Origin of the sequence: Streptomyces sp. CB02056 (genome assembly GCF_001905545.1) — a bacterium.
Taxonomy (GTDB): Bacteria; Actinomycetota; Actinomycetes; order Streptomycetales; family Streptomycetaceae; genus Kitasatospora.
Window position 1 is genome coordinate 79,284 of record NZ_LIPD01000016.1, and the last position, 25,873, is coordinate 105,156.

Consider the following 25,873-nt stretch of genomic DNA (forward strand, 5'->3'; position numbering starts at 1 on the left):
CCCCGGGGGGTGCCGCCGCACCACTCTCGCGCTCACTGCACGGAGGCGATCACATGAGCTTGTTCGGCGGGTCGATTTCCCGTTCTGCTCCGTCCCGGGTGCCGGTCGGTGCACGGGTTGTCTGGCGTGGGCCGTTGGCCTGGTCGGCAGGTGCTCCTGTGCGCTCGGCGAAGGAAACGGGTGGGCGGCGCCTGGCTGTGTTCGGCCCGTGCGGGGCGACGGACGCTGAGCTGATCCGCCTTGTCTGGTCTGCGGACCTACCTGCTCTGGACATGGCGGCTACGGCCTGGGCTGGCGCGTACACCCTGGTTTTCGATGACGGGTACGGCGTGTGCACGGTGTGGGCCGACCCGGCGGGCGCCGCCCCTGTCTACACCGCCCGGAAGGACGGGGCCCAGGTGTGGGCGTCGAGTTCGCTCGCGCTGGCCTCCCTGCTCGACGCCGAGCCCGATACTGCCTGGCTGGCCGCGCACCTGGCCAACCCGACCGGTTGGGTTCCCGGCCGGTCGGCGTGGACGGGAGTGGAGCAGGTACCGCCGGGACACCGCTGGTCGGCCACCGCCTCCGGCGCCTCCGGCTTCACCCCGTTCTGGCGGGTGCCCGAACTCGCCTGGGCCGATGCCGTGCGACGACTGCGTGCCGACCTGGCGGGCGGCGTCCGCATCCGGGTTTCCGGCCGTGCGGCCTCCTCCGATCTGTCGGGTGGCCTGGACTCCAGCACTCTGGCGGCCCTCGCCGCCCAGTGCGGTCCGGTCACCGGTCTGACCTACCACCCCAAGGGCAGGGAGAGCGGTGGAGACATCGACCACGTCCGTGCCGTCGCCCGCGTGTTTCCCGTGATCCGCCACCGCTTCATGGCCCTGGGCCCGGAGCACCTGCCGTTCACCGGCCTCGGCTCCCTCCCGCTGACGGACGAACCAGCGCCGTCCGCCATGGTTCATGCCCAACTGGGCGCACAGCTCGACATGTTGGATTCGGAGGGCATTGACGTCCATCTGACGGGGGACGGTGGCGACTCATTGTTCATGCCACCGCCCGTGCACATGGCCGATCTGGCACGATCGGGCCGCTTCCTGCGCCTGGCCGGCGACGCACAGGCATGGGCGCGCCTCTACCGGTCAAGCCCCTGGACGGCGATGGCCGCCGCTTGCAATGCCCCGGGCAAGCTCGATGGGGCATCGGCGCCAAGGCCGTGGCTCACCCGCTACTCGCTCGATCTGGCCGACGCCGTTACCGCTCCGTACTCGGAGGTGAATGGCCTCGGGTACGCGGACCGCCACCTCCTGGAGGAGGCCCGCTACGTCGGCCGCAGCGCCGCGACGGAGAACCAGCTCGCTGCCGCGCACGGCATCGAGATGCACAGCCCCTTCACAGACACCCGCATTGTGGAATCCGTCCTCGCCACACCTGCGCCCGAGCGATGGTCCGCGCACCGGTACAAGCCCCTGCTGACCGATGTTGCGGCTCGTCTCCTGCCTCCCGCTGTCCTCCAGCGGGGGGCCAAGGGGGTGTTCGCGGCCGACCACCACCACGGGTTGCGCGCGAACAAGGCTGGCGTCCTGGATCTCACGGGCGGCTACCTCGCGGACCTTGGCCTCGTCCACCCGGCGGCCCTGCGCTCGCTGCTGGGCAACGCCGTGCTCGGCGTTGACATCCCGTGGGGGCTGATCGAACCCGTCCTCGGCACGGAGCTGTGGCTCCGGTCCTCGACGGCTGCCGGACAGGCGGTTCAGTGGGAGGAGACAGCGTGACCACGCCCGTGCCGACTTCGCACACGCGCACCGCCCTGACCGGCCGGGCGGGTGTCGTCGTCAACTACCGGACCGGCGAGACGATCGTCCTCACGGGTGGGGCACTCGCTCGCTGGCTCGCTGCGCTGGAGCAGAGCTCGGCTCCGGTTCCGGTGACGGTCAGGGACTCGGAGGTGTCCTGGGGCACGAGCGAGTCCCCCGCCCGCCTGGAGGCGCTCGTCCCACCGCCGTTGGCCTGGCGCCTGGCTGCTGCTGCCGTGCTGGCGACGACCCTTGCCGTGCGCACCGCCGGCCGCCGGGGATCGAGGTTTGGCCGCCTGCGCCACCTCGCCGAACTCGGCGGGAACCTCCCGTTGCCGACAACGGCCCACGCCCGCCTGGCGATACGCTCGGTCCGCTGGGCCGCTCGTCCGTTCCCGGCCCGCGTCGCATGCCTGGAGGAGTCCACCGCGGCCTCGCTCCTGCTCGCGCTCGGCGGCCGTGGGGGTGCCTGGCGGCACGGGGTGGCCACCGACCCGATACGGCTGCACGCCTGGATCTGTGACGTTCACGGCCTGCCGGTCGAAGAACCCGAGCACACTGGCGACTACACGCCGATCAACGCACCAACCGACCTGGAACGAGGCCCCGATGCCCACTCCGAACATCCTGCTGCCCGGTAAGCGCGTCAGCCTGGCGATGACCAACCGTGACCACCTGACCGACTACCACCGCTGGGAGAATGACCCCGGCACGATCCTCGGTTTCGGCACGCAGGTCGCCCAGTCCTGGGAGGTCCGCGCCGGTGGCTGGGAGGCCCAGGGCCGCAACCGCGACTACCCCCAGTTCGAGGTGGTCACCGCCGACGGCCACACCCCGGTGGGCATCACGACCCTCCAGATCGATCCGGTCGTGCGGACCGCCGAGTACGTCATCCTCCTGGCCCCCGAGGCACGCGGGAAGGGCTTCGCCGCTGAGGCCACTGAGCTGACGCTCCGCTGGGCCTTCGAGTACACGGCCCTGCGCATGGTGTGGCTCAAGGTCCTGGAGCCGAACGCGGCGGGTGTCGCTGCCTACCAGAAGGCCGGGTTCCAGTCCGCCGGCCGACTGCGGCAGTCGGGTTACTGGCTGGGCCGTCCCTGCGACGAACTGCTGATGGACGCCGTTGCGGACGACTTCTTGTCTGATGCCAAGTCCGTCTGAGGCCGAAGGATCGGCATCAGTCCTCCGTCGCCGCTTCGGTTCAGCCGAAGCGGCGACGCGGACCCAGCCCCATCGCGTGCGTGAGAAGTCGGCCAGGCCGACTTCCTGCGCGATGGTAGCCGCAAGGCTTGAAGGCTTATTCGAGGTCCGTTCCTCTCACTCGCTTCCGTGCCGGGCCCACCGCTCGGCGAAGGGCACCGCACGGCTCAGGGCGAGGTCGCGGTACCCCAGCCACTTCTCGGTGGTCGACTCCCTGTCGGCGTCGACGAACGTGCCGCCGTCGCCGTAGCGCATGGTGATGACGGTGGATTCGTCGAACACCCAGAAGTCGGGAACACCATCGAGCGGATTCGGCTGGTCGGTGGTGTCGAGGATGAAGAACTCCTCCCCGGCGGTGGCGTTCTTGGTGTATCCCCAGCCGAGTTCGAACCGGAGGTAGGGGGTCAGCGGACGGGAGAGGATGTGGACCCGGTACATGCGCTTCCCGCCGGCGGTGTTCGCCCGGACCTCATCCACCCACTCCTGGTTGTAGTCGGCCGGCTGCGGTTCACCATCGAGGAACGCGCGGAGGCTCGCCGCGTTCGATGACCCGCTGTAGTCGTCAAGCGTTTCCAGTCGGAACGCCTCCCGCTGGAACGTCGAGAAGAGGTTCTCGAAGTCTTCGCCTGAGATGCTCACTGGGAATCCTCCGGCTGGGCTAGGGCTCAACTGCTACTGGGAGTAGATCAGTTGGCGGAGATGAAAGCGGTGGTAGGCGGCCGTCGGTCGGGCTGGTCCGGGTCGAGTGTCACCCGAGCGTGTTCAGGAATTCGAGAAACGGTACGGAGTGGGCCAGGGCGAGCTCCTTCCACTCCTGGTACTGGCGCATGTCGCCGGTGACCAGTTCACGGTTGATCTGGGTGCCGTCAGGCCGGAAGTTCAGGTGGACGGCCGAGGAACCGTCGAACAGCCACCAGTCCTGGTCGGGGATCCCGAGATCCCGCTCGGTGGCGTCCAGGATCCGGATGTCCTCCCCCGCGGTGATGTTGCCGGGGATGCCCCAGGCGAACTGGTACCGCTGGTAGTCCGTGAGGGGCCGGCGCACCACGCGCACGCGGCCGATCGTCCGCCCGGAGGAGACGAAGCCGTGCACCCGCCGGTGCCGCGAGGTTCTCGGCCTCCTTGGGCATGGTGTAGGCGGGCTGGGCCTCGAACCGGAAGGCATCGTGCTGGTAGCCGTCGAAGTGGGCGCGCCACTGGTCACCGTCCAAGGATACGAACGGCCTCCTCCAGGACGTGCTGGGGGATCTCAACGGTGGGCACTTTCAGGGCCGTGAAGTGGTCGAACTCGCCGGCCTTGGCGCTGTGGAGCCAGGCGGCGAGCTTGGTGGGGGTGGTGGTGACGACGGCGGTGGGGTCGTCGGACTCGCGGATGTAGAGGAGGTCGTCAGCGGACGCGATTTCGACGCAGTTGGCCTCCTCGCCGCTGAAGCTCGACTTCTGCCAGTTGAGCTGTTTCATGGCTACCTTCCCGGCGCTGTGTGACGGCTGGAGCAAGTCCGGTACAGCCTCTGCCGTGCGCACGCTGCTGCCACGACGGCTCGTGTCCCAAGATGCCGGGTGTACGGGCCGAGAGGTTGCTCTCTGCGCGGGAAGTCGGCTTTGTCGACTTCCCGCGCGAGGCTTTAGGCGGTTGTTGATTTGGGGGTGGGTGGGGAGATGGCTGGCGTCTTCGAGCGGTTCCGGGACCTGGCCGGGCGCTCGATGCGGAAGGTGTGGAGACGAGCCTTGCGCCGGGGCGGCGGGAGCGGCCGGTTGGCGGGGAGAAAACCAGGGGATCGGGTGCCGGCCCGGTGCTACGGTCGGGCGCCATGAGCTGGCTTCCCGATGACTTCGTCCACCCCGTCCACGTGCCGCTGCCCGGCGGGCGCCACCACCTGCGGCCGGTCCGGGAGGCGGACGCGCCGCTCGACTATCCGGCAGTGATGGGTTCGCGCGAGCGGCTGTGGACCGTCTTCGGTCCGGCCTGGGGCTGGCCCGCGGCCACCATGACCTTCGAGGCCAACCAGGCCGACCTGTTGCGGCACGAGAAGGAGATCGCCGCCCACCAGTCGTTCAACTACGCGCTGCTCGACGAGGCGGAGACGGCCCTGCTCGGCTGCGTCTACATCGACCCGCCCGCGAAGACCGGCGCCGACGGCGAGATCGCCTGGTGGGTGGTGGACGACCTCGTGGGCAGTGAGGTCGAGCGGGCCCTGGACGCGCTGGTGCCGCAGTGGATCGCCGCCGACTGGCCGTTCGAGCAGCCGCGCTTCCTCGGCCGGGGGATCTCGTGGACTGACTGGCTCGCCTTGTCCGCACACCCCGACGCGTGAGCTGACCCGGAGGCCCCGTGCCCCGGCCCGGCGCCGGGGCACGGGGAGGGGAGTCAGGCTTCGGTGAAGTGGTCGAACTCGCCGGCCTTGGCACTGTGGAGCCAGGCGGCGAGCTTGGGGCGGGTGGTGGTGACGATGTGGGGCGGATCGTCGGACTCGCGGAGGTAGACCAGCTCACCGTCGGAGGCGATCTCAAGGCAGTTGGTGTTGGTGCCGCTGAAGCTCGACTTCTGCCAGTTGAGCTGTTCCATGTCTACCTTTCCGGCGCTGTGTGACGGCTGGAGCAAGTCCGGTACAGCCTCTGCCGTGCGTGTGCTGCTACCACGACGGCTCGTGTCCCAGGATGCCTGGCGTACGGGCCGAGAGCTTGCTCTCTGCGCGGGAAGTCGGCCCAGTCGACTTCCCGCGCGAGACTTTAGGGGGTTGTCGTTTTGGGGGTGAGTGGGGAGATGGCTGGCGTCTTCGAGGTGATGGGGCTTCTGCGGTCCACATTGGCGGTGTACCGGGAGGAGTTGGGGCTCCTGGATTGTGAGGTGCCGCAGGGCGGGGACGGCAGCTCGGTTCCGGCGGGGACGCCCGAGGGGGTCAGGGAGCTGATGGCGGCCAGTGACGGGCTCTACCTGGACCACTCGTGCCGGCTCTACCGGGCCGACGAGTTGGCCGACCGGCAGTGGGCGGAGGGGCTGGAGGGAGCGGGGCTGCCCGGTGGTGGGGTGCTGGAGGACACGTCGCGGTTTTTCTACTTCGGGGAAGCCGCGTCGAGCCCGCTGCTGGTGGATCGCGACGGCAGCGTGTGGAGGGTGCCGGACGAGGGCTGCATCTGGTTCACCGGGTGCAGGGTCGAGCCTGTCGCGGGCAGTGTCGAGGAGTTCTTCTTCGAGTGGATCGCGGGGGAGCGCTTCCGGGACCTGGCCGGGCTCGATGCGGAGGGCGTGGAGACGAGCCACTGGTACCGCGTGCTGGGACTGGCGGGGCGAGTGGGTTGAACGGGGTCCCCGTGCCCGGCCCACCGCCGGGGCACGGGGGAGGGGAGTCAGGCTTCGGCGAGGTGGTCGAACTCGCCGGCCTTGGCGCTGTGGAGCCAGGCGGCGAGCTTGGTGGGGGTGGTGGTGACGATGGTGGTGGGGTCGTCGGACTCACGGATGTAGACGAGGTCGCCAGCGGACGCGATTTCGACGCAGTCTGCCCTATCGCCGCTGAAGCTCGACTTCTGCCAGTTGAGCTGGCTCATGACTACCTACCTTGAATCTTGTACCGAACGTGCTGGATCAAGCCCCACGAGTCGCGATGGGAAGGCGACGAGGGCGTGGCCGTGTTCAGGGGCGGCAGGGCCAGTCCCCTGAGTCGCTCGAACCTACGTCGGAATGCGGCCACGTCCTCAGGATCTCCCAAGAAGTCTGAATCATGTGGATGTTCCAGCAGAACCGAGTCAAGGCGTACGTGAGCCCCGTGCATCAGGACGAACGGGGTCTCACTCCGGGAGTAGGTGGTGCAGTCGAACGAGAGGATCTGGACCGTGACATGGGGCAGCCTGCTGACCTCGATGAGGTGGTTCAGCTGGTCGCGCATGATGGTCGGTCCCCCGTACATCATGTGCAGAGCCGCTTCATGGATAACAGCGTGGAAGGGTGGGGCGTTCTCGACGGCGAGCAGCTCCTGTCGGCGCTGACGGAACTCGACCCTCTTCTCCGCGTAGTCGTGGATGATCTCGCTGTAGGCCTTGGTCTGGAGCAGGCCGGGAATCAGGAGCGTCTGGTAGCTGTCCAAGGCCGTCGCGCTCGCCTCTGCTTCGGCGAGATCGATCGCGGTGGGATGCACGTGAGGTTTGTAGTCGTTCCACCAGGCCGTCTTGGAACCCTTGCTCATGGCTGCAAGACCGGCTCGGTAGTCGGTGTCTGTGATCTCGCACAGATCAAGCCAGACATTCAATCGGTCAAGGTTGAGGCCCATCCGACCGGATTCGATGTGGCTGACCGCTGGCCCCTTCACGCCGATCGCCTGGCCGATCTCCAGCGCCGAGCGTCCGGCGGCATCACGTACACGGCGAAGCTCCTCGCCGAACCGGCGCTGACGTTCGCTGATCCCAGTCCTGAATGCCATCGGCGTGCCTTCCTCGCGGACCGTCACCTACGGACAGTGTAGATCCATGCGCAGAGCGTGTTGCCAACTTTGCCGAGAAGACCCTAAAGTTTCACTGCACTGCTCGCCGGATGAGGCGTCAAGTCTCTCCGTGCGTAGCTCATTTGAGCTGATGGGAGATTCCCCATGTGTGACCCCAACCTCAACTCCCCCTCCCTCACCGTGTCCCGCGAGGTGTTGCGCGACGCGATGGAGCGCGCCGGGTACCCCGACCCGGTCATCGGGGACGCCGAACTCGCGCTCATGGAGCTGGTCGTGAACGCGTGGCGGCACGGGCTGACCGCCTCGCCGGTCGTCACGGTCGTCTACTCCGGCAGCACCCTCCGCGTCACCGTCGCCGACCGCAGCTCGGAGCTGCCGAAGCATCAGAAGTTCGGTCTGCTCGCCGAGTCGGGGCGGGGGTTGCAGCTGATCGAGGGGCTCATGCACCGGTGGGGTGTCGAGCCGCAGAAGCTCGGGAAGCGGGTCTGGTTCGAGCTGGACCTGGTCGCGTGAACGCCCTCTATCCCATCCGGCCGGCCGATCCCGCGATCCGGCACCTCACCAGTCGGCAGATCGCCGGCCTGATCGTGGAACTCCGCACCGAGGGGCGCGAGTTCGGCCTGCTCTGGCCGTCCGCCCAGCCTGGGGAGACCGTCCTGAACGGGCAGGTCCTGGTCTCGCTCGGCAATGTTCCGGCCAGCACTCTGATCAACCTGCTCGCGCTCGTCCGCGAGTTCAGGCAGTACCGGTAGCGGGCGCACGCGGGCTCCGTCCGTCGGACGGGGCCCGCGCCCGTGCGGTCAGTATCCGGCCGTGAAGCCGGTGGCGAGGATGTCGAGCCTGGCCAGCAGGGCGTCGGCGAGCGGGCGGTCCGCGCCGGCGGCGAGCCAGCGGCCGAGGGTCGTGATGTAGGTGTCGAACACCAGGTCGGCGATGGCCGCCGGGTCGAACTCCGGCCGGATCTCGCCCCGTTCGGCTCCCCGGGTGGTGGCGGTGACGAACGCCTGCGGCGTCGTGGTGCCGAGGGCGAAGGCGGCGTGGAGGACTCCGCTGTCGTGCAGGTCCTTGGCCAGCGCGTACTCCCGCTCGTTGAGCTCCGCGAGGGTGCGCAGGGCGTCGGCGAGCGCATCGATGACGGAGTCGCCGGTGGATGCGCTCGCCTCGTCCTGCCGGTTCAGTACCTCGTGCCGCTGTTGGACCCAGGCGGTGACGAAGTCCTCCTTGCGGCGGAAGTGGTTGAAGGCCGTCTGGCGTCCCACGTCCGCGCGTTCGGCGATGTGGTCGTAGGTGGTGGCCGCGTACCCCTGGGTGGCGAACAGCTCCAGGGCTGCCGTCAGGAGCCGTTCCCGGGTCGCGGTGCGGCGCTGGTCGTGTCGGTTGGGAGGAGAGGTCACAAGGGGAGAGTACTTGAATCCATTGATGGACTGGAGTACATGTTGGTACTCCAGTCCAATCAGTGAGGAGGCCCACCCATGGCCGTCCCGTACACCCTCGGCCTGCACGAGATCGCCCCGGACACCTATGCCTACCTGCAGCCCAACGGCTCCTGGGGCCTGAGCAACGCCGGGCTGATCGCCTCCGGCGACGAGGCCCTGCTCGTCGACACCCTGTTCACCGTCCCGCAGACCCGCGAGCTGCTCGACGCCGTTGCGCGCGCCCTGCCGCACGTCACCATCGGCACGCTGGTCAACAGCCACAGCGACGGCGACCACTGGTGGGGCAACCAGCTCCTCCCGGACGTCGTGACCATCGCCTCCGAGGCCGCCGCGGCCGAGATGCGCGCCGACCACCTGCACGCGGTGGTCGCCGCGCCGGGTGACCTCCGGCTGCCGAAGGTCGTCCAGCGGATGCGGGAGACCTTCGACTTCGGCGGCATCACCCCGACCCCGCCGAACCGGACCTTCACCGGCGAGCTGGACGTGGCTGTCGGGCGGCGCACCGTCCGGCTGATCGAGGTCGGCCCCGCCCACACCCAGGGCGACATCCTGGTCCAACTGCCCGACACCGGTGTGCTGTTCGCCGGGGACCTGCTGTTCATCGGCGGCCACCCGGTGATCCACAGCGGCCCGATCGGCAACTGGATCGCCGTCTGCGACCGCATCCTCGGCCTGGACGTCGATACGATCGTGCCCGGGCACGGGCCGGTCGTCGGCAAGCCCGAGGTCCGCTCCTTCCGCGACTACCTGGAGCGGGTCCGCGACCATGCCGAGCGCACCCACCGGGCGGGCGTGCCGGTGCTGCGCGCCGCACGGGAGATGGACCTGATCGGCCTCGCCGACCTGGCCGACCCCGAGCGGCTGGTCCTCAACATCGGCGCCGTCCACCGCGAACTCAACGGCGACGGAACCCCGGGCGAGATGGAACTCCTGGGCCTCCTGGACGCGTACGAGCCCGCCCCGCTGCTGGCCCCGCGGGCCGGGGCCGAGGTCGCCGCCGAGGTCACCGCGCTGGCCGCGGGCCTGCCGGGCGTCGTCCGGCAGCTGTTCCCGGCTGAGGGAGCCGGGCCGCTGGAGGGCTTCCCGGTGCCCAACGTGCTGGCCACCATCGGGCACCACCCCGACCTGCTGACCAGCCTGGCGCCGCTGCTCGCCCTGCTCAACCAGGGCACGATCCCGCCCCGCGAACGGGAGTTGGCTGTTCTGCGCACCGCACACCGCACCGGTTCGACGTACGAGTGGCTGCACCACGTCCGGCTCGGCGGCCTCGCCGGGCTGAGCGGGCCCGAGATCGCCCGCGTCCCGGAGGGGCCGGACCACCCCGACTGGGCCGAGACCGACCGCGTCCTGCTGCGGGCCGTCGACGAGCTGCACGACGGGCACGCGCTCTCCCCGGCCACCTGGGAGGCGCTGGCGGACAGCTACTCCGCGCCGCGGCTGCTGGAGCTGCTGGCGCTGGTCGGGACGTACCGGATGGTGGCCGGAATCCTCAACTCCTGCCGGGTCCCCGTCGACGGCTGGCTCTCCGGGGCCGGCGCGTAGGGGCGGCAGCAGGAGCGGGCGCGTAGGGCACGTGCCCGGCGCGCGCAGGGAACGCGCACCCCGCCGTTGTCCGTGCCCGCTCCTACGATCGCCGCATGCCCGACGCCTTCACCGTCCTGTGGACCCAGCCGACCTGCCGCGCCCTGCGCAAGGCCGGCCACGTGGGTGCCCGGCCCCCGGTCGCCTTCAGCGGGGTGCACACCGCGCTGCCCGCCTGGTCGGGGGCCCGGGCCGGGGACGAGGTGTACGCGCTGCACGTCAACCGGTGCGAGGTGTTCGTGGTGAGCCGGATGCGGGTGGTCGACCGGGAGCGGGGCGACTGCTGCGGCGCCGCCGCCGCGAGCTGGGACGACCCGGCGTTCCCCGGGCACGAGGCCTGGTCGATGCTCGGCGCCGGCGGCTGCGGCGCCTCGGCGGTGCACGTGGACGCGACGCCGGTGCGCTTCGACCGGCCGGTGCCGGGCGAGCTGCTGGAGCGGCTCACCTGGCGCAACCGCCGCAACCGGACGCGGAACCTGAAGCACGTGGTGGACGGCCGCCTCGAACGGGCGGTCGGCCTCCAGGGGTTCTACCGCCTGGCACCGGAGTCGGCCGACGAGCTGGCGGGGCTCGTCGGCTCCTGACGGAGCGGGTGCGGCGGGGTGCGTCCGGCGGCTACGGCGTGACGGGTTCCAGCCGAAGTCGCCGGGACGGCCAGGGGGCCGGCTCGGCGGGCCCGAACCAGATGCGGACGTCCTCGCCGGTGCGGACGGGCAGCCGGGGGAAGTCGTTCTCGGCGTGCTCGGTGCGGTGCAACGCGTGGGCCGGGAGCAGGTGTTCGGTGGCGAAGGCGTCGAAGGCGGCGGCGTCGGCCGGGTGGCAGACGGTGGCGAGGACCTCGCGGGCGCCCGCGGGCGGGGTGAAGCCGGGGCCGCGCAGCAGCAGGACGTCGTCGCTGTCGACCATGGTGGCGTTGGCCGCGTCGCGGTGCTCCCGCCAGACCGGGCCGCCGTAGAAGGCCTCCAGGGCGCGCCGCCGGCCGGCCATGTCGGGGAAGGCGCGCAGCCAGACGAAGCGGTCCGGGTCGTCCAGGTCGCGGAAGCGGCCGCCGACGGTGATGCCGACCGCCTGCTGGCCGGTCACGAACTCGCGCTCGAACAGCTCGATCAGGGTCTCCCGGGCGCCGGGGTGCAGGGTGTACCGGCGGAGTTCGACGACGGGGCTCATGCGGTGGCCGCCCCGGTGCGGGTGAAGTCGTTCATGGGCCGCAGCGTAGGAGCGCTCCCCTGACATCCCCTGTCAGTGGATACTGGGCGGCATGCGCGCGAGTCGGCTGGTCGCCCTGCTCCTGCTGCTCCAGAACCGGGGCCGGCTGACCGCCGAGCAGCTGGCGGCGGAGCTGGAGGTCTCCGTCCGCACGGTCTACCGGGACGTCCAGGCGCTCGCCGCCGCCGGTGTCCCGCTGTACGGCGACGCCGGGCACGCCGGCGGGTACCGGCTGGTCGACGGCTACCGGACCCGCCTCACCGGGCTGACCGCCGACGAGGCCCAGGCCGCCTTCCTCGCCGCACTCCCGGGCGCCGCAGCCCAGTTGGGCCTCGGCGAGGCGCTCGCCGCCGCCCAGCTCAAGCTGCGGGCGGCCCTGCCGGCCGAACTGCGCGAGCACGCCGGGCGGATCCAGGAGCGCTTCCTGCTCGACGCGCCCGGCTGGTACGGCGCCGCGGACGAGACCCCGCACCTGGCCGCCGTGGCCGCCGCGGTGTGGGAGCGGCGGGCGGTGGTGCTGCGGTACCGGCGCTGGCGGGCGCCGGAGGAGATCGAGCGGCGGGTGGAGCCGTACGGGCTGGTGCTCAAGGCGGGGCGCTGGTACCTGGTCGCCGCCGGGCCGACCGGGATGCGCACCTACCGGGTCGACCAGGTCGTCGAACTGCGCGAGCTGGACGAGGGGTTCGCGGTGCCGGACGGCTTCGGCCTGGGCGCGTACTGGGCGGACTACCTCGCCGACTTCCGGGCCCGGCTGCACACCGGGGAGGCGCTGCTCCGGCTCACCCCGGAGGGCGCCCGGCGCCTCGGGGTCGCCGCCGCGGCCGACGGCTGGACGGAGGCCAGGGTGCCGATCGAGTCGCTGGACCACGCGCACGGGGAGTTCCTGCGACTGGGCGCCGACGTCGAGGTCCTGGAACCGGCCGAACTCCGCGCCCGCATCGCCGCAACGGTCCGGACCCTGGCCGCCCGCTACGGGGGGTGACCCCCGGGCCCGGACAGCGGAACGCCCGACCGGCGGGGGGCCGGTCGGGCGGTTCCGGGGGGCCGGTTCGGCCCGGGGAGGGGGTGGTTTCAGGACTCCGTGGTCGCGGTCTGCCCGGCGGCACGGGTCAGCCGGTGCAGGCCCAGGGCGATGCAGGCGGCGAGGGCCGCGCAGATCACGACGGCGAGGAAGCCGTTGCCGACGCCGGTGGTCATGGCGTCCGGGGCGGTGGCGCCGGAGGCCAGCTCGCCGTCGGTGGAGGTGGCCAGGATGGTGCCGATCACCGCGATGCCGAGGGCGGCGCCGCTCTCGTTGAAGGTGTTCAGCAGGCCGGAGCCGACGCCGGACTCCTCGGGGAGCACGTGGGAGGTGCCGACCCCGTAGAGCGGGACGAAGCAGGTGGGCAGGCCGGCCCCGATGACGGTCAGCGCGACGATGGCGACGACGGTGCTGGACGGTCCGGTGACCAGGACGGCGGCGCCGGCGATCTGGGTGAGTGCGCCGATCAGGTAGGTCAGGCCAGGGCCGACGGCGCCGATGAGGTTGGGCACGACGGAGGCGAAGACCAGCGCGGCCAGGCCCATGGGGAGCATGGAGAGGCCGGTGGCGAAGGCGCTCATGTCGTGCGCGCCCTGGAAGTAGTTGCTGGCCAGGTAGGAGCTGCCCATCATCACGATCGCGGCGAGCAGCAGCCCGAGGCTGCTGAGCCAGTAGGTGGGGATGCGCAGGAGGTGCAGCGGGAGCAGCGGGTCGGACTTGCCCAGTTCGGCCCGGGCGACGCCGGCGAGCAGGAGTACGGACAGGCCCATGCTGGCCCACGCGGTGACGGAGGTCATGCCGTCGTGCAGCCGGATCAGGCCGAAGGACAGGCAGGCCAGGCCGGCGGTGGCGAAGAAGGCGGTGGGCAGGCGCAGCGGGCGACGGCCGTCGGCGCGCATGGCCGGCAGGCTGCGCAGGCCGATGATCCCGGAGGCGAGGCTGATCGGGATGTTGATCAGGAAGGCCCAGCGCCAGCTGACGGCCGAGACGACGAGCCCGCCGAGGACGGCGCCGAGGATGGCCCCGATCACGCCGAGGCCGCTCCAGGTGGCGAGGGCGGCCTTGCGCTGGTCCTCGTTCTGGTACACCGTCACCACGATCGACAGGGCGGCGGCGGAGAGCACCGCGGCTCCCAGGCCCTGGAGCACGCGGCCGGCGATCAGCAGTTCCTGGTTGCCGGCGAGGCCGCACAGGACGGACGCGACGGCGAAGGTGGTCAGGCCGGCCAGGAAGGACCGGCGCCGTCCGACGACGTCGGCGACGCGGCCGCCGAACAGCAGCAGGCTGCCGTACATGAGGATGTAGGCGCTGATCGTCCACTGGAGGGCGGTCTGGTCGGCGGGGAGCTCGGAGCCGATCGAGGGCAGCGCCACGTTCACGACCGTCGAGTCCAGCATGACCATCAGCTGGGCGACGCCGACGGCGGCCATCGGCATCCAGGAGGTCTTGGCGGGTTGCCGCTCCTGCCCCTGCTCGGTTCCTCGGTCGTTCTCCTGCTTGGCGTCCACGAGTGAGATTGCCTCAGTCATCGGTTCTCCTTTCCGGGGCAACAAGATACATGCGCATGAATCGACATGGAAGGGGGGTCGGATCTAGACTGCGGAGCGTGGCGAACACTCCTCTTGCCGATCGGTGGCTGTCCCTGGTGCGCGTCTGCGCGCAGATGAACCAGAGGATCGAGCACACCCTGTCCGACGAGTTCGACCTCTGCGTGACCGCGTACGAGATCATGGAGGTGCTGTGGGCGGAGGGGGACTGGGTCCGCCCGGGAGAGGTCAGTACCCGCACCTCGCGCAGCCAGCCCCAGGTCTCCCGGATGCTGACGCAGATGGTCGACGCGGAGTACGTGGACCGCAGGCCCTCCCCGGGCGACGGCCGCGGCTACCAGATCCGACTCACCGAAGCGGGGCGGGAGGTCTTCCGGCGGGCGGCCGCGACCGTCGACGGGGAGCTGAAGCGGATCACCGACGAGAACGCCGACGCCCGGGTGTGGATGGCCTGAGCCCGGGGCGTCAGACGCCGGCCGTGCCCACCAGCACGCGCTCGGCGCCGGCCGCCACCGGGGTCACCGGCCGGTGGCTGCGGCCCTGACCGCCCTGGCCGAGGTGGCCGTTGAGCGGCCGCAGGTCGGTGACCACGAAGGAGCGCCGCAGCCAGCGGTCGTTCCCGTCGTAGCGCGGGGTGAAGTCGGTGCGCCCGTGCACCGCACGGCGGTTGTCCAGGATGATCAGGTCGCCCGGCCGGAGCACCAGCCCCTTGAGCGTGCGGCGCACGGCCTCCTCCAGCCGCTCCAGCGCGGTCCGCGCCCGCGGCGTGGTCGCGACGGTGGCGTGGAAGTCCACCATGAGGTCCGGGCAGTCCTCCTCGCCGGAGAGGACCGGCATGGGCGCGGTCAGCACCCCCACCGAGGCATCCGGGACGAAGGAGGAGCTGAACCTGGTCCGGAACTCCGGCCGCCGCAGGGCCGCCACCGTCTCGGCGTCCAGCAGCGGCAGGGCGTCGCCGATCCCGCCGCTGACGGTGGCGGCGACCTGGTCGTGGTCCGCGCGCAGGCAGACCAGGCTGAGGAAGTGCGGCGGGTTGGGGTGGAAGCCGTCCTCCGTGTGGAGCTCCAGCAGGACGGAGCCGCTGTTCTCCTGGCGCTGCTCGGCGCCGCGCTTCGGGCAGACGTCCTGGACCAGCCGGCCGTCCTTCTCGTCGCTGTAGGAGATGGAGCGGCCGAGCATCGACATGACCATGAGCTGGCTGATCGTCGCCACCGGGACCTCCGACCAGGTCGGCTCCGACTCCGGCCGGTCCGGGGTGGCGGGCAGCGTTCCGACCGGCAGGCCGGTGAGCAGGAGGCAGCCGCCGGCGTTGCTGCGGTCGCGGAACGCGATGAGCGCCCGCCGGACCGGGGCCGGCAGCGCGGCGGCCGCCAGCTCGACCGCGTGCAGCAGACCGGCGTCGTGCAGCGAGTGCCCGCGGAAGTCGAGGGCGACGGCCAGCGCGGCCCGGGCGATCTGCTCCGACTCCTCTGCGGTCAGCCGGATGCCGGCGCTGCGGATGTCGGTGTAGGTGAAGTCACTGGTCATGGTGCTGTCCTCTCTCTCGACGGGCCGGCCGCGCGCAGGGCCCACTGGCGGCGGGCCCGGTAGACCGGTGCGGGGGCGAAGCCGTTCCAGGCCTGCTCCGGCGGCAGCCAGGCGAGGAAACGGGCCCGCTCCAGGTGGCGGTGGAGGCGGTCGACGAGGCGCCGGCCCCTGGTCATCGCGACGTGGTGGACGTCCACCGCGACGGTGCGGGGCAGGGGCCGCCCGGAGACCAGGACGTTGACCATGTGCACCGCGAGCGCGCCGAACTGGGTCGCCGCCTCCGTGAGTTGGGGAACGCTGTAGTCCGGCCGGGCCAGGCCGCGGCGCAGCTCCCGGTACATCTCGCCGGGGATGTGCGCCCGGGGCGCGATCCGGAAGACCACCTCCCAGGTGTCCAGACGCTCCTCGTCGCCCGGGGCGATCTGGCCGTCGAAGATCTCCCGGACCACCCGGTAGTCGAAGCACTGGGCGGCGAGCATCCCCGCCATGTCCCAGGCCGTCACCAGCGGCTTGCGCTGGCGGCAGGCTTCCTGGTGCAGGCGGATCTTGGCCGCGAGGCCCGAGGGGGTGGTGACGTCGACACCGTCGACGATCACGTCCGCCTGCTCCACCAGCGCCCGGACGTTGGCCGCGGTGATGCCGTCCGGGACGACCCGGGCGTCGACGTGTGGGTTGATCCCGCGCAGCAGATCGACGCCGACGGAGGCCTTGTTCCGGCCCAGGTCGTCCACCGTGGCGTTCTGCCGGTTCAGGTTGTTGAGCTCGTACGTGCCCACGTCGGCCAGGACGAAGTGCCGGTACCCCATCCGTCCGAGCGGCTGGACGGTGGCCCCGCCGATGGAGCCGCAGCCGGCGATCAGCAGGCGCGTCCGGCCGATCCGTTCCTGGAGTTCGTCCGGGATCAGGCCCTGGTTGCGCTGGGTCAGGCACGCGTAGAACTGCGCCTCGTCCAGCTCACGGGCCTGTTCGGGGGTCTCCACGTCGATCGCGGTCATGACCGGGCCTCCAGGAAGTCGACGAGTCGGGAGCGCACCGAGCCCTCCCGGCCGGAGCCGAGCACGGTCCGCAGGTGTTCCAGCGTCGGCCGCAGCGCCCCGTCGTCCGTGAGGACGAAGGGGTACGAGCGCTCCTGCTGGTCCCACATGGGGGCGAAGAGGTCGGTGGGGTCGGGCGGGACGGGTGCGACATCCAGCGTCCGCACCGCGAAGCCCAGCAGGCGCAGCTGGTTGACGGCCCCTTCGAGCTTGCCGTCGCCCACGATCGCGGCGGCCGGGTCGCTGTCCAGCACCTCCAGGCAGCCGGCCGCCCAGGCCAGGTAGACCCACCAGGGGACGCTGACCGCGGCCTGCGAGCGGGGCATCGCGTAGTCGCGGACCAGGCGCTTGCCCTCCCGCACCAGGTGCGAGGGGGTCCGCGGGCCGAGGTGCTCGGCCAGCGGGAGGGCGTAGTCCCGCTCGACGACGAACGGCCGGTGGCCGGGGTCGCCGAGCGGGGTGTCGGCGTGGTCGCGGGCCGCGGCCAGGGTTCCGTAGCCGCGCAGGCGCCCGGTGGACCGTTCCACGACGAGGGTGTGGAAGTCCCGCAGCGCGAACTCGTCGTACGGTTCGGCGCGCAGACCGCGGGCGGCCACCGCGGCCGCGTCGACCCACCCGCGCTGGAGGTACTGCACCAGGCGGAAACGGTAGACCTGGTCCAGCGCGGCGGCCGGCAGCCGCGCGCCGGCGACGGTCAGGACCAGCAGCCCCTCGGGGCTCACCGCGTGGAAGAGCGGGTCCCCGGTGAGCGACTCCTCCAGGCCCGGCAGGGTGATGTCGGCGCCGTCGCGCAGGAGGTCGTCGCGGTGGCGGTCGGCGAGGGCGGTGGTCATCGGATCTCCGGGACGGAGAACAGCTCACCGGTGATCACGAGCGCGAGCGCCTCGGGGGAGCCCTCGTAGATCCGCGGCCCGTAGGCGTCCCGCAGGACCCGGTCCATGCCGTCCCCGCGCTGGAAGGCCTGGGCGCCGATCAGGGCCATGGCGGCGTCGGCGTTGTCGATGGCGGCGCGGTCGGCGACCAGCTTGGCGACGGCCGGCTCGTACGCGGGGGTCGGGATGACGTTGTCGGCCTTCACCGCGGCGTCCAGGTACAGGGCCCGGGAGGCGGAGACGCGCGCGGCCATGTCGGCGAGCTTGCGCGCGGACATCTGGTGCTCGTACAGCAGCCGGCCGCCCTGCCGGCGGCTGCCGCTCCAGGCGACGGCCCGCTCCAGGGCGTGCCGGGCGATGCCGGTGGCCAGTGCCGCGCAGGTCACCCGGGTCACGTTGCCGATCGCCACGTTGAGGTCCCACCCGCCGGCCAGGCCGTTGAGGACGTTCTCCTCGGGGACCCGGGCGTCGGTGAAGACCAGCTCGCCCGCCGGCGCGGTCCGGTAGCCGACCTTGTCGTGGATCTCGCCGCGGGTGACGCCGTCCTGCTCCAGGTCCGTGACGAAGCAGGTCAGGCCGGTCGATCCGGGCTCGCCCTCCAGGTTGGCCATGACCGTCGCGTACGTCGCCACCGGGGCGTTGGTGATGTACCGCTTGGTGCCGTTCAGCAGGAACTCGCCGCCGGAACGCCTCGCGCTGGTCATCTCCTGGGCGTGCGGCGCGTTCTGCGGGAGCACCAGGTCGGTGCCGTTGCGCTCCTCGGCCACGGCGTTGCACGCCAGGACCGGGTCGGGGCCGAGGAACTTCGGCAGGTAGCGCTCCTGGAGGCGGGTGTCGCCGGAGATCAGGATCGGGGTCTGGAACAGGCCGGTCGCGCCGAAGACCACGGCCATGCCGGGGTCGGCGGCGGCCAGCTCCTCCAGGACGAGCGAGACGGCGATCTGGCTCAGCCCGAGGCCGCCCAGCTCCCGGGGGATCGCCATCCGCAGCAGGCCGACCTGGTGACCGGCGCGGACGGTGTCCCAGTCCACCTGGCCCTTCTCGACGGCGTCGCGCTCGGCGGCGCCGGGGGCCACCTGGTCCTTGGCGAACGCGACCACGGTGCGCAGGGCGTCCGCCTCGTGGGCGGCGAGCAGCGGGTGGTCGGCGGGGGAGTGGAGGGTGGACATGGGTGCTCCTTGTCTGGGGTGGTGGACGTCCGGAGGGCTCGGAGTCCGGAATTCCGGACTCCGGGTGCTCAGCGGCCGAGGCCGAAGGCCGCCAGGGCCTGGCCGAAAGCGAAGGTCTGCATCACCGGGCCGTGCGAGGACAGCCGGCGGCCGGTGACGGAGCGCATGAAGGTGCGTCGGCCGGAGGTGATGTCCAGCAGGTCGGCCCAGCTGATCCGCAGCACGTGGGTCGGAGCGTCGTCGGTGGTCCGGCCCTGCGGGTCGAGGGTCACCTCGGTGTCGGGGTCGCTGAGGACGAAGCGGACGGTGGCCCCCGCGGCGGCCCACTCGGGCGCGGCCTGGGCGGCCGCGGCGAGGGCCGTGACGGTCTTCTCGGGCGAAATGGTCATGGGGAACCCCTGGGAAGTGGTGATCGAGGAGGTCCCCAGTTATAGATCAGGACCGTGATCCACTTCACCGTGACGACCGCACCCCGGGGAGTTATGGTTACCCCGAAGTAACAGCCGGTCCACGGGGGGAGACCGAAATGAATGGTGACTGTCTTGCGCGTCTGGTAATGGACCGCATTGGCGAGCGGTGGACGATGCTCGCCTGTCAGCAGATTTCCGCCGGTGCGCGACGATTCTGCGATCTGAAATCCGGCATGGAGGGCGTTTCGGGCAAGGTGCTGTCCGAGACGCTGGTCCGCCTGGAGCGGGACGGCTTCATCGGGCGCCGGGTCGTCGGGAGCCGTCCGCCGGCCGTGATGTACGAGCTCACGCCCATGGGCGAGAGCCTGTTGCGACTGGTCGAGGGCATCGTCGCCTGGTCGGAACTGTACGGCGAGGACATCGAGCGGGCGCGCCAGGCGTACGCGGACCTCGAACTGGCCGCCGTCGGCTGACCGGGGCGCCGGGCGCGCGATCGTACGGGATCAGGGCGTCGTTCCGGTGCGGTGCAACCGGCCGAAACATTGTGGAAATGATTTCTTCGCCCGCGCGTCCCGGCGAATAGCCGGTCGACCGCGGGCCCGGCCCATTCCGCACCGCGGAACCGGCCGGGTCCGCGGCGGTGCGGAAGTCCGCGGGAGAAATCGGGAAAGGCGCTGAATTGTCCGGCTTTCCCGTTCCCGCCTCAGGGGCCCGGCGGGGTCAGGCGACGAAGTGGTCGAACTCGCCGGCCTTGGCGCCGCGGACCCAGGCGTTGAACTTGATGCGGGTGGTGGTGACGACGAGGGTGGGGTCGTTGGACTGCCGGATGTAGACGTGGTCGCCCGCGGAGGCGATCTCGATCCAGTCATCCTTGTCGCTGCTGGTGCTGGACCTCTGCCAGTCGAGGTGGTCCACGGATGCCCTCCTGGTGGTGCGTGGCGGCCGGAACGAGGGTACTGCTCCCTGTGCACGGGTGGCGGCATCGTTTCGGTCATGTCAATTCGTGCGAGACGTTGTGCTATTCCATTGGGGTGTCAGTCGTTCCTACACTGAAGCCCCGCCGCACGGGGGCTGCGGGAGGCAGGTTTGCCGACGGGCCCGGGGGAGGCGCGTGTGACTGACCGGGGCTGGGACGAGGACGACGCCCGGCCGTACTTCTTCCTCTCCTACGCGCACACCCCCAAGGCCGGTGCGCGGGGCGCGAGCGACCCGAACCACTGGGTCAGGCAGTTGTACCGGGATCTCTGCGAGGCGGTGCTGCAGCTCACCACCGTCCCGGACGGGGTCGCGGTCGGCTTCATGGACGAGTCCATGCACCAGGGCGAGTTGTGGGCCGAACGGCTGTCCGACGAGTTGGCGACGTGCCGGGTCTTCGTACCCCTGTACTCCCCGAGGTACTTCAACAGCGTCCCGTGCGGCCAGGAGTGGCACGCCTTCACCCGTCGGCCGGTCTACCCGGCGAACCTCGACTCCGAGCGCACCAGCGGCATCGTGCCGGTGCTGTGGGCGCCGATGAGCCGCTACCGGCTGCCGAACGTGGCCAGTGAACTCCAGTTCAACCACACGAGCTTCGGACCCGAGTACGCCACCGAGGGGCTCTACGCGCTGATGAAGCTCAGCTACTTCCGCTCCTCCTACGAGCTGGCCGTGCACCGGCTGGCGGCCCGGATCGTCCAGGTCGCCGAGGAGACGGTGATCCCGGTCGGGCGGCGGCTGGAGTTCAACACCCTCCCGAGCGCCTTCAACGTCACCGCCCCGACCAAGCAGCTGCGGATCTCCGTACTCTCCTACCACCAGAACGAGTTGCCCGCCGACCGCAGCCCCGACTACTACGGCGAACGGCGCACCGACTGGCACCCGTACCGGCCGGTCGGCTCGCCGATCGCCCAGCACGCGGCCCGTCTCGCCCGGCAGTTGGGCTTCCAGCCGACCGTGCACGAGTTCGACGACGAGGTCGAGTCGATCATCGACGGCAACGCCGAGGCACCCGGCCTGCTGCTGCTCGACCGCTGGGCGCTGCGCGACCCGCGCCGGCGCGAACTGGTCCGGCGCTTCGACCGCTCGGACGCCACCTGGGTGAGCATCCTGGAGCCGTTCAACGGCGACGACCCCGAGTGCGCCGAACGCTCCGACGAACTCGGCGACTTGAGCGACGATGCGCTGCGCATCACCCGGCGCGCGAGCCGGCCGAGCTTCCTCGGCGCGACCGGCCCGACCGGGCTGCACACGCTGGAGGACTTCGACGACGCGCTGCCCCGGGCGGCGATGAAGGCCAAGTACGCCTTCGAGGGCCGCACCCGGGCCGAACCGGAGGAACCGCCGCCACCGCGGCCGAGCCTGCGGGACGCGTTCCGGCGCCCAGGGGGCGGGTACGGGTCGGACGGAGCCCCGGCGGACCCCTTCGGGGACGACCAGGGGGACGACCCCGCCGACAGCAGAAGCAACGGCAACGGCCGCACCCAGCACCGGAGTCGGAACAACGGCAACGACCCGCACCGCGAGCACGCACCGTACCGCGACGACGGCGATGAACCCGATGACGGGATGGCGCCCTTGGGAGGACGAGGACCGCAATGAGTGAGCGAAGCGAACGAATCATCGGAGGGTGCGTGTCTCGCGAAGCGACCGCCGAGCGCAGCGAGGTGGCCGCATGAGCGACAACGTCACCAGGAACCTGCGCCTCGGCGGGCTCACCGCCGCCGACCTGGCCGCCCAGCGGGAGGCCGGGCGGCAGGCGGCGGAGCAGGACCGCAACGGCCGGATCATCACCTTCTACTCGTACAAGGGCGGCACCGGCCGCACCATGGCGCTCGCCAACACCGCCTGGATCCTGGCCGCCAACGGGTTCCGGGTGCTCACCGTGGACTGGGACCTGGAGGCGCCCGGCCTCGCCAAGTTCTTCCACCCGTTCCTCGACCAGGCCTCGCTGGCCGGGACCACCGGCATGATGGACCTGATCGCCGAGTACCGGGAGGAGGCGCTGCGCCCGGTCGAGCACGCCGAGGGCTGGCACCTGGACTTCGCCCGGGTGCACCCGCACGCGCTCTCGCTCATCTGGCCGCACTTCCCGGCCGGCGGCAGCCTGGACTTCCTCTCCGCGGGCCAGTTCAACCGCGACTACTCCGAGGCCGTCACCCACCTCGACTGGGACATCTTCTACGACCGCTTCGACGGCGGGCAGTTCTTCGACGCCCTCAAGGCCGACATGGCCAAGCGCTACGACTACGTGCTGATCGACTCCCGCACCGGCCTGTCCGACATCGCCGAGATCTGCACCGTCCAGATGCCCGACGACCTGGTGGTCTGCTTCACCCTCAGCGACCAGTCCATCGACGGCGCCTCCCGGATCGCCCAGCACATCCACGACCGCTACCGCGAGCGCGGCATCCGCATCCTGCCCGTCCCGATGCGCATCGACGAGGGCGAGAAGGAGAAGGCGGACGCCGGCCGCGCCCTCGCCCGGGTCCGCTTCGACGGGCTGCCGACCGGCTTCGAGGGCGAGGAACTCGCCCAGTACTGGGGCTCGGTGGAGATCCCGTACCGGCCGTTCTACGCCTACGAGGAGATCCTCGCGACCTTCGGCGACCAGACCGGCACGCCCACCTCGATGCTGGCCGCCTGCGAGCGGCTCACCTCCATGATCACCGAGGGTCGGGCGGCCGGCCTGCCGCCGATGGACGAGGAGGTGCGGCTGCGCTACGTGGACGCGTTCACCCGCCGCCGCCCGTCCGTGCCCGCCGACCTCTACCTGTCCTACGTCCCCGAGGACCGGATGTGGGCGGACTGGATCGAGTCCGTCCTGACCAGGGCCGGCTTCCGGGTGCTGCCGCGCGACCTCAGCGCCGGCACCGACCCGCGCGAGGAGACCGAGCGCGGCATCGACTCCGCGTACCGGACGGTCGCCGTGCTCTCGCCCGCCTACCAGCGCTCCCCGCAGGCGCGGGCGCTGTGGGAGTCGGTGGTCAGCTCCGACCCCTCCGGCACCCGGCGCCAGCTGCTGCCGGTCCGGGTCGGCGACGTCCGGCTCACCGCGCCGTTCAGCAACCGCAACCCGGTCGACCTGGTCGGCCGCGACGAGACCCAGTCGATCCAGAGCCTGCTGCGCGCGCTCGGCCGCGGCGACTCCCCGCTCGACGAAGCGCCCAGCGGCGGCCCGCGCTTTCCCGGCAGCAAGCCCTCGGTGTGGGACGTCCCGCCGCGCAACCCCTCCTTCACCGGCCGCGCCGCCGTCCTGGAGCAGCTGCGCAACCAGCTGCGCGGCGGCATGGCGGCCGTGCTGCCCACCCCGCAGACCCTGTACGGGCTCGGCGGCGTCGGCAAGACCCAGGTGGCCCTGGAGTACGCCCACCGCTTCATGTCCGACTACGACCTGGTCTGGTGGATCGACGCCGAGCAGATCGAGCTGGTCGCCCCGGCGCTCGCCGAACTCGCCCGCCGGCTCGGCCTGCGGGTCGGCGACTCGGTCACCGAGGCGGCCGAGGCGGCCCGGGAGGCGCTGCGGCGCGGCGTGCCCACCTCGCGCTGGCTGCTGATCTTCGACAACGCCGACGAGCCCGCCGAGATCCGCCGGTTCTTCCCCGGCGGCTCCGGCCACATCCTGGTCACCTCCCGGAACCAGGCCTGGACCGGGCACGCCGAGGCGCTGGAGGTCGACGTCTTCACCCGCGGGGAGAGCGTCGAGCACCTGTGCCGGCGCGCCCGCAGCCTCTCCCGCCCGGACGCCGACCGGGTCGCCGAGGCGGTCGGCGACCTGCCGCTGGCCGTCGAGGTGGCCGCCGCCTGGCTGGACACCACCGGCACCCCGGTGGAGACCTACGTCTCCCAGCTGCACGCCGAGGCCGCCCGCGCGCTGGCCGTCGGCCGCCCGGCCGACTACCCGACCCCGGTCGCCGCGACCTGGAACGTGTCGATCGGACGGCTGCGCCAGCAGTCCCCGGCGGCCGTCCGGCTGCTCCAGCTCTGCGCCTTCTTCGCGCCCGAGCCGATCTCGATGAACCTCTTCTACAGCGACCAGATGATCCGGGCGCTGGTGCGGTTCGACGCCGACCTCAGCGACAAGTTCATGCTGGGCAAGGTGATCCAGGCGATCGGCCGGTACGCGCTGGCCAAGGTCGACGCCGGCAGCAACAGCTTCCAGGTGCACCGGCTCGTCCAGGCGGTGATCCGGGCCGGGATGACCGCCGACGAGCAGGAGGTCGCCGTCCACGAGGTGCACCGCATCCTCACCGGCGCCCGGCCCGTCCTCGGCGACACCGACGACCCGGCCAACTGGCCCGCCTTCGACGAGATCTGGCCGCACCTGTCGCCGTCCAAGGCGCACAACTGCGACGAGGCGGACACCCGCCAGCTGCTCATCGACCGGGTCCGCTACCTGTGGAAGCGCGGCGAGCTCGACCGCGCCCGCGACCTCGGCCACGCCCTGGACGTGGAGTGGACCGGCAAGCTCGGCGAGGACGACCGGCAGACCCTGCTGCTGCGCTTCCAGCTCGCCAACGTGCTGCGCTCCCAGGGGAACTACGGCGAGGCGCTGGCCCTGGACGAGGACACCCTGGAGCGCCAGCGGGCCCTGCTCGGCGAGCACCACCCGTACACCCTGATGACGGCCGGCTCGCTCGGCGCCGACCGCAGGGCGCTCGGCCGGTTCCAGGCCGCCCTCGACCTCGACCGCGAAATCCTCGACCAGTTCCGCGAGTTGTTCGGCGACGACAACCCGCGCACGCTCTCCATGGCGAACAACCTGGCGATCGACTACCGGCTGGTCGGCGACAGCGAGGCGGCCCGCGAGCTCGACCAGGAGACCCTCGACCGGCGCACCGCCGTCCTCGGCCCCAAGCACCCCTACACCCTGTCCACCAAGTCCAACCTGGCCCGCGACCTGCGCGAACTCGGCGACTACCGCGGCTCGGTGGACCTGCTCCAGGAGGTCACCTCCGACCTCGGCGACGTGCTCGACCCGGACCTGCCGGAGAACCTGCGCAACGCCAAGTCGCTGGCCGTCTCGCTGCGCCGGATCGGCCAGCTCGCCGAGGCCCGCCGGATCACCAAGGAGACCTACGAGCGCTACCTGGAGCGCTACGGCGCCGACGCCCCCGACGCGCTCGCCTGCGCGCTCAACCTGGCCGCCGACCACAGCGCCTCCGGCGACAAGGAGGCCGCCCGCGACCTCTGCTCCACCGTCTTCGAGGGCCACCGGCGGCTGTTCGGCGACGAGCACCCGTTCACCCTGGCCTGCGCCAACAACCTCGGCATCTACCTGCGGGGCAGCGGCGACGTCCCGGGCGCCATCGAGCGCGGCCGGATCACCTTCGAGGGGCTGACCCGCTCGGTCGGGCCCGAGCACCCGTACACCCTCAACGCGATGATCAACCTGGCCAACGCCTACGGCGACGACGGGCAGCTGGACCGCGCCGAACGGCTCGGCCGGGCCGCGTACCAGGGGCTCTGCGACCGCTACAGCGCCCAGCACCCGGACGCGGTGGCCTGCGAGGCCAACCTGGCGATCACCCTGCGGTCGGGCGGGCGGCACACCCAGGCGGCCGAACTGCGGGCCCGGGCGATCTCCGAGCTGATCCGGCAGTTCGGCGAGGAGCACCCCAACACGGTCGCCGCGCGCGGCTGGAAGCGGATCAACCGGGACCTGGAGCCGCAGCCGGTCTGACCGG

General features: G+C 71.4%; 29 protein-coding genes. 14 read left to right on the forward strand and 15 right to left on the reverse strand.

Annotated features, from left to right (window positions below; translation table 11 throughout):
• Positions 1 to 53: 53 nt before the first annotated feature.
• The 3 genes from AMK13_RS33905 to AMK13_RS33915 are packed head-to-tail and all read left to right on the forward strand — an operon-like array spanning position 54 to position 2,933.
• The gene (locus tag AMK13_RS33905; protein ID WP_074005477.1) at positions 54 to 1,751 is read left to right on the forward strand and encodes an albusnodin/ikarugamycin family macrolactam cyclase; all 1,698 of its coding nucleotides are present in this window, start codon (positions 54 to 56) and stop codon (positions 1,749 to 1,751) included.
• On the forward strand, positions 1,748 to 2,413 hold the full coding sequence (locus tag AMK13_RS33910; RefSeq protein ID WP_074005478.1) for a lasso peptide biosynthesis B2 protein: 666 nt from the start codon (positions 1,748 to 1,750) through the stop codon (positions 2,411 to 2,413). The genes AMK13_RS33905 and AMK13_RS33910 overlap by 4 nt, the downstream gene beginning before the upstream one ends.
• Positions 2,382 to 2,933, forward strand: coding sequence for a GNAT family N-acetyltransferase (locus AMK13_RS33915; RefSeq protein WP_074005479.1), 552 nt, complete (start codon positions 2,382 to 2,384; stop codon positions 2,931 to 2,933). The genes AMK13_RS33910 and AMK13_RS33915 overlap by 32 nt, the downstream gene beginning before the upstream one ends.
• A gap of 156 nt (positions 2,934 to 3,089) precedes the next feature.
• On the opposite strand, the gene AMK13_RS33920 is transcribed toward AMK13_RS33915, so the two are convergent.
• The 3 genes from AMK13_RS33920 to AMK13_RS33930 all read right to left on the reverse strand — a co-directional run bounded on the left by AMK13_RS33920 (position 3,090) and on the right by AMK13_RS33930 (position 4,433).
• Positions 3,090 to 3,611: a DUF6879 family protein gene (locus AMK13_RS33920; RefSeq protein WP_074005480.1), complete on the reverse strand. Its 522-nt coding sequence runs from the start codon at positions 3,609 to 3,611 to the stop codon at positions 3,090 to 3,092.
• A 109-nt stretch (positions 3,612 to 3,720) separates the two neighbouring features.
• Positions 3,721 to 4,026: a DUF6879 family protein gene (locus tag AMK13_RS33925; RefSeq protein ID WP_338016368.1), complete on the reverse strand. Its 306-nt coding sequence runs from the start codon at positions 4,024 to 4,026 to the stop codon at positions 3,721 to 3,723.
• A 146-nt stretch (positions 4,027 to 4,172) separates the two neighbouring features.
• On the reverse strand, positions 4,173 to 4,433 hold the full coding sequence (locus AMK13_RS33930) for a DUF397 domain-containing protein (RefSeq protein ID WP_074005481.1): 261 nt from the start codon (positions 4,431 to 4,433) through the stop codon (positions 4,173 to 4,175).
• 350 nt (positions 4,434 to 4,783) lie between these two features.
• On the opposite strand from AMK13_RS33930, the gene AMK13_RS33935 reads away from it, so the two are divergent.
• The gene (locus tag AMK13_RS33935; RefSeq protein ID WP_074005482.1) at positions 4,784 to 5,287 is read left to right on the forward strand and encodes a GNAT family N-acetyltransferase; all 504 of its coding nucleotides are present in this window, start codon (positions 4,784 to 4,786) and stop codon (positions 5,285 to 5,287) included.
• A gap of 53 nt (positions 5,288 to 5,340) precedes the next feature.
• On the opposite strand, the gene AMK13_RS33940 is transcribed toward AMK13_RS33935, so the two are convergent.
• The gene (locus tag AMK13_RS33940) at positions 5,341 to 5,538 is read right to left on the reverse strand and encodes a DUF397 domain-containing protein (RefSeq protein ID WP_074005483.1); all 198 of its coding nucleotides are present in this window, start codon (positions 5,536 to 5,538) and stop codon (positions 5,341 to 5,343) included.
• Between the two features lie 198 nt (positions 5,539 to 5,736).
• Between AMK13_RS33940 and AMK13_RS33945 the strand changes: the two genes are divergently transcribed.
• Entirely contained in the window at positions 5,737 to 6,273 is a 537-nt protein-coding gene (locus AMK13_RS33945; RefSeq protein ID WP_074005484.1) for a hypothetical protein, read from the forward strand.
• Positions 6,274 to 6,320: 47 nt separating this feature from the next.
• Here the strand turns inward: AMK13_RS33945 and AMK13_RS33950 are convergent, their stop codons facing one another.
• Both AMK13_RS33950 and AMK13_RS33955 read right to left on the reverse strand, forming a co-directional pair.
• Complete coding sequence (locus AMK13_RS33950; protein ID WP_074005485.1) at positions 6,321 to 6,518, reverse strand: DUF397 domain-containing protein; 198 nt, start codon at positions 6,516 to 6,518, stop codon at positions 6,321 to 6,323.
• A 2-nt stretch (positions 6,519 to 6,520) separates the two neighbouring features.
• Positions 6,521 to 7,414, reverse strand: coding sequence for a helix-turn-helix domain-containing protein (locus AMK13_RS33955; protein ID WP_143204701.1), 894 nt, complete (start codon positions 7,412 to 7,414; stop codon positions 6,521 to 6,523).
• Positions 7,415 to 7,552: 138 nt separating this feature from the next.
• Here AMK13_RS33955 and AMK13_RS33960 point away from each other — a divergent pair, with 138 nt between their 5' ends.
• Positions 7,553 to 7,921 carry an ATP-binding protein gene (locus tag AMK13_RS33960; protein ID WP_074005487.1) on the forward strand — a complete coding sequence of 123 codons (369 nt, stop codon included), beginning with the start codon at positions 7,553 to 7,555 and terminating at the stop codon, positions 7,919 to 7,921.
• Positions 7,918 to 8,160, forward strand: coding sequence for a hypothetical protein (locus AMK13_RS33965; RefSeq protein ID WP_049649948.1), 243 nt, complete (start codon positions 7,918 to 7,920; stop codon positions 8,158 to 8,160). Before AMK13_RS33960 ends, AMK13_RS33965 begins: the two co-directional genes overlap by 4 nt.
• A gap of 48 nt (positions 8,161 to 8,208) precedes the next feature.
• Here AMK13_RS33965 and AMK13_RS42505 read toward each other — a convergent pair whose 3' ends face one another.
• On the reverse strand, positions 8,209 to 8,802 hold the full coding sequence (locus tag AMK13_RS42505) for a TetR/AcrR family transcriptional regulator (RefSeq protein ID WP_074005488.1): 594 nt from the start codon (positions 8,800 to 8,802) through the stop codon (positions 8,209 to 8,211).
• 78 nt (positions 8,803 to 8,880) lie between these two features.
• On the opposite strand from AMK13_RS42505, the gene AMK13_RS44335 reads away from it, so the two are divergent.
• Together AMK13_RS44335 and AMK13_RS33980 are read left to right on the forward strand one after the other, a co-directional pair.
• Positions 8,881 to 10,386 carry an MBL fold metallo-hydrolase gene (locus tag AMK13_RS44335; RefSeq protein ID WP_074005489.1) on the forward strand — a complete coding sequence of 502 codons (1,506 nt, stop codon included), beginning with the start codon at positions 8,881 to 8,883 and terminating at the stop codon, positions 10,384 to 10,386.
• A 95-nt stretch (positions 10,387 to 10,481) separates the two neighbouring features.
• Positions 10,482 to 11,009 (forward strand): hypothetical protein, encoded by a 528-nt coding sequence (locus AMK13_RS33980; protein WP_074005490.1) that lies wholly within the window; start codon positions 10,482 to 10,484, stop codon positions 11,007 to 11,009.
• A 31-nt stretch (positions 11,010 to 11,040) separates the two neighbouring features.
• Here the strand turns inward: AMK13_RS33980 and AMK13_RS33985 are convergent, their stop codons facing one another.
• Entirely contained in the window at positions 11,041 to 11,592 is a 552-nt protein-coding gene (locus AMK13_RS33985; protein WP_074005491.1) for an NIPSNAP family protein, read from the reverse strand.
• A gap of 91 nt (positions 11,593 to 11,683) precedes the next feature.
• Between AMK13_RS33985 and AMK13_RS33990 the strand changes: the two genes are divergently transcribed.
• Complete coding sequence (locus AMK13_RS33990; protein WP_074005492.1) at positions 11,684 to 12,613, forward strand: helix-turn-helix transcriptional regulator; 930 nt, start codon at positions 11,684 to 11,686, stop codon at positions 12,611 to 12,613.
• 89 nt (positions 12,614 to 12,702) lie between these two features.
• On the opposite strand, the gene AMK13_RS33995 is transcribed toward AMK13_RS33990, so the two are convergent.
• Positions 12,703 to 14,181, reverse strand: a complete 1,479-nt coding sequence (locus AMK13_RS33995; RefSeq protein WP_074005493.1) for an MFS transporter — start codon at positions 14,179 to 14,181, stop codon at positions 12,703 to 12,705.
• A gap of 77 nt (positions 14,182 to 14,258) precedes the next feature.
• On the opposite strand from AMK13_RS33995, the gene AMK13_RS34000 reads away from it, so the two are divergent.
• Entirely contained in the window at positions 14,259 to 14,654 is a 396-nt protein-coding gene (locus AMK13_RS34000; RefSeq protein WP_158077779.1) for a MarR family winged helix-turn-helix transcriptional regulator, read from the forward strand.
• Between the two features lie 10 nt (positions 14,655 to 14,664).
• Here the strand turns inward: AMK13_RS34000 and AMK13_RS34005 are convergent, their stop codons facing one another.
• From AMK13_RS34005 to AMK13_RS34025, 5 genes are all read right to left on the reverse strand, one after another.
• Positions 14,665 to 15,726, reverse strand: a complete 1,062-nt coding sequence (locus tag AMK13_RS34005; RefSeq protein WP_049649958.1) for a TauD/TfdA family dioxygenase — start codon at positions 15,724 to 15,726, stop codon at positions 14,665 to 14,667.
• The gene (locus tag AMK13_RS34010; protein ID WP_053111967.1) at positions 15,723 to 16,721 is read right to left on the reverse strand and encodes a ThiF family adenylyltransferase; all 999 of its coding nucleotides are present in this window, start codon (positions 16,719 to 16,721) and stop codon (positions 15,723 to 15,725) included. Before AMK13_RS34010 ends, AMK13_RS34005 begins: the two co-directional genes overlap by 4 nt.
• Positions 16,718 to 17,593: a hypothetical protein gene (locus tag AMK13_RS34015; RefSeq protein ID WP_074005495.1), complete on the reverse strand. Its 876-nt coding sequence runs from the start codon at positions 17,591 to 17,593 to the stop codon at positions 16,718 to 16,720. The genes AMK13_RS34010 and AMK13_RS34015 overlap by 4 nt, the downstream gene beginning before the upstream one ends.
• Positions 17,590 to 18,801 carry an acyl-CoA dehydrogenase family protein gene (locus AMK13_RS34020; protein WP_074005496.1) on the reverse strand — a complete coding sequence of 404 codons (1,212 nt, stop codon included), beginning with the start codon at positions 18,799 to 18,801 and terminating at the stop codon, positions 17,590 to 17,592. Before AMK13_RS34020 ends, AMK13_RS34015 begins: the two co-directional genes overlap by 4 nt.
• 68 nt (positions 18,802 to 18,869) lie before the next feature.
• Positions 18,870 to 19,190, reverse strand: a complete 321-nt coding sequence (locus AMK13_RS34025) for a hypothetical protein (protein WP_074005497.1) — start codon at positions 19,188 to 19,190, stop codon at positions 18,870 to 18,872.
• 137 nt (positions 19,191 to 19,327) lie between these two features.
• Here AMK13_RS34025 and AMK13_RS34030 point away from each other — a divergent pair, with 137 nt between their 5' ends.
• Entirely contained in the window at positions 19,328 to 19,684 is a 357-nt protein-coding gene (locus AMK13_RS34030) for a winged helix-turn-helix transcriptional regulator (RefSeq protein ID WP_063780062.1), read from the forward strand.
• Between the two features lie 247 nt (positions 19,685 to 19,931).
• Here the strand turns inward: AMK13_RS34030 and AMK13_RS34035 are convergent, their stop codons facing one another.
• Entirely contained in the window at positions 19,932 to 20,126 is a 195-nt protein-coding gene (locus AMK13_RS34035) for a DUF397 domain-containing protein (RefSeq protein WP_074005498.1), read from the reverse strand.
• 198 nt (positions 20,127 to 20,324) lie between these two features.
• Here AMK13_RS34035 and AMK13_RS34040 point away from each other — a divergent pair, with 198 nt between their 5' ends.
• Together AMK13_RS34040 and fxsT are read left to right on the forward strand one after the other, a co-directional pair.
• Positions 20,325 to 21,788, forward strand: coding sequence for a TIR-like protein FxsC (locus AMK13_RS34040; RefSeq protein ID WP_074005499.1), 1,464 nt, complete (start codon positions 20,325 to 20,327; stop codon positions 21,786 to 21,788).
• Positions 21,789 to 21,861: 73 nt separating this feature from the next.
• Positions 21,862 to 25,869, forward strand: coding sequence for an FxSxx-COOH system tetratricopeptide repeat protein (gene fxsT / locus AMK13_RS34045; RefSeq protein WP_079272748.1), 4,008 nt, complete (start codon positions 21,862 to 21,864; stop codon positions 25,867 to 25,869).
• Positions 25,870 to 25,873 lie beyond the last annotated feature (4 nt).

Coding starts and splice junctions, on each gene's coding strand:
- AMK13_RS33905 (WP_074005477.1), top strand. CDS start 54: ATGAGCTTGTTCGGCGGGTCGATTTCCCGTTCTGCTCCGTCCCGGGTG.
- AMK13_RS33915 (WP_074005479.1), top strand. CDS start 2,382: ATGCCCACTCCGAACATCCTGCTGCCCGGTAAGCGCGTCAGCCTGGCG.
- AMK13_RS33930 (WP_074005481.1), bottom strand. CDS start 4,433: ATGAAACAGCTCAACTGGCAGAAGTCGAGCTTCAGCGGCGAGGAGGCC.
- AMK13_RS33935 (WP_074005482.1), top strand. CDS start 4,784: ATGAGCTGGCTTCCCGATGACTTCGTCCACCCCGTCCACGTGCCGCTG.
- AMK13_RS33940 (WP_074005483.1), bottom strand. CDS start 5,538: ATGGAACAGCTCAACTGGCAGAAGTCGAGCTTCAGCGGCACCAACACC.
- AMK13_RS33945 (WP_074005484.1), top strand. CDS start 5,737: ATGGCTGGCGTCTTCGAGGTGATGGGGCTTCTGCGGTCCACATTGGCG.
- AMK13_RS33950 (WP_074005485.1), bottom strand. CDS start 6,518: ATGAGCCAGCTCAACTGGCAGAAGTCGAGCTTCAGCGGCGATAGGGCA.
- AMK13_RS33960 (WP_074005487.1), top strand. CDS start 7,553: ATGTGTGACCCCAACCTCAACTCCCCCTCCCTCACCGTGTCCCGCGAG.
- AMK13_RS44335 (WP_074005489.1), top strand. CDS start 8,881: ATGGCCGTCCCGTACACCCTCGGCCTGCACGAGATCGCCCCGGACACC.
- AMK13_RS33980 (WP_074005490.1), top strand. CDS start 10,482: ATGCCCGACGCCTTCACCGTCCTGTGGACCCAGCCGACCTGCCGCGCC.
- AMK13_RS33985 (WP_074005491.1), bottom strand. CDS start 11,592: ATGAGCCCCGTCGTCGAACTCCGCCGGTACACCCTGCACCCCGGCGCC.
- AMK13_RS33990 (WP_074005492.1), top strand. CDS start 11,684: ATGCGCGCGAGTCGGCTGGTCGCCCTGCTCCTGCTGCTCCAGAACCGG.
- AMK13_RS33995 (WP_074005493.1), bottom strand. CDS start 14,181: ATGACTGAGGCAATCTCACTCGTGGACGCCAAGCAGGAGAACGACCGA.
- AMK13_RS34005 (WP_049649958.1), bottom strand. CDS start 15,726: ATGACCAGTGACTTCACCTACACCGACATCCGCAGCGCCGGCATCCGG.
- AMK13_RS34010 (WP_053111967.1), bottom strand. CDS start 16,721: ATGACCGCGATCGACGTGGAGACCCCCGAACAGGCCCGTGAGCTGGAC.
- AMK13_RS34015 (WP_074005495.1), bottom strand. CDS start 17,593: ATGACCACCGCCCTCGCCGACCGCCACCGCGACGACCTCCTGCGCGAC.
- AMK13_RS34020 (WP_074005496.1), bottom strand. CDS start 18,801: ATGTCCACCCTCCACTCCCCCGCCGACCACCCGCTGCTCGCCGCCCAC.
- AMK13_RS34025 (WP_074005497.1), bottom strand. CDS start 19,190: ATGACCATTTCGCCCGAGAAGACCGTCACGGCCCTCGCCGCGGCCGCC.
- AMK13_RS34030 (WP_063780062.1), top strand. CDS start 19,328: ATGAATGGTGACTGTCTTGCGCGTCTGGTAATGGACCGCATTGGCGAG.
- fxsT (WP_079272748.1), top strand. CDS start 21,862: ATGAGCGACAACGTCACCAGGAACCTGCGCCTCGGCGGGCTCACCGCC.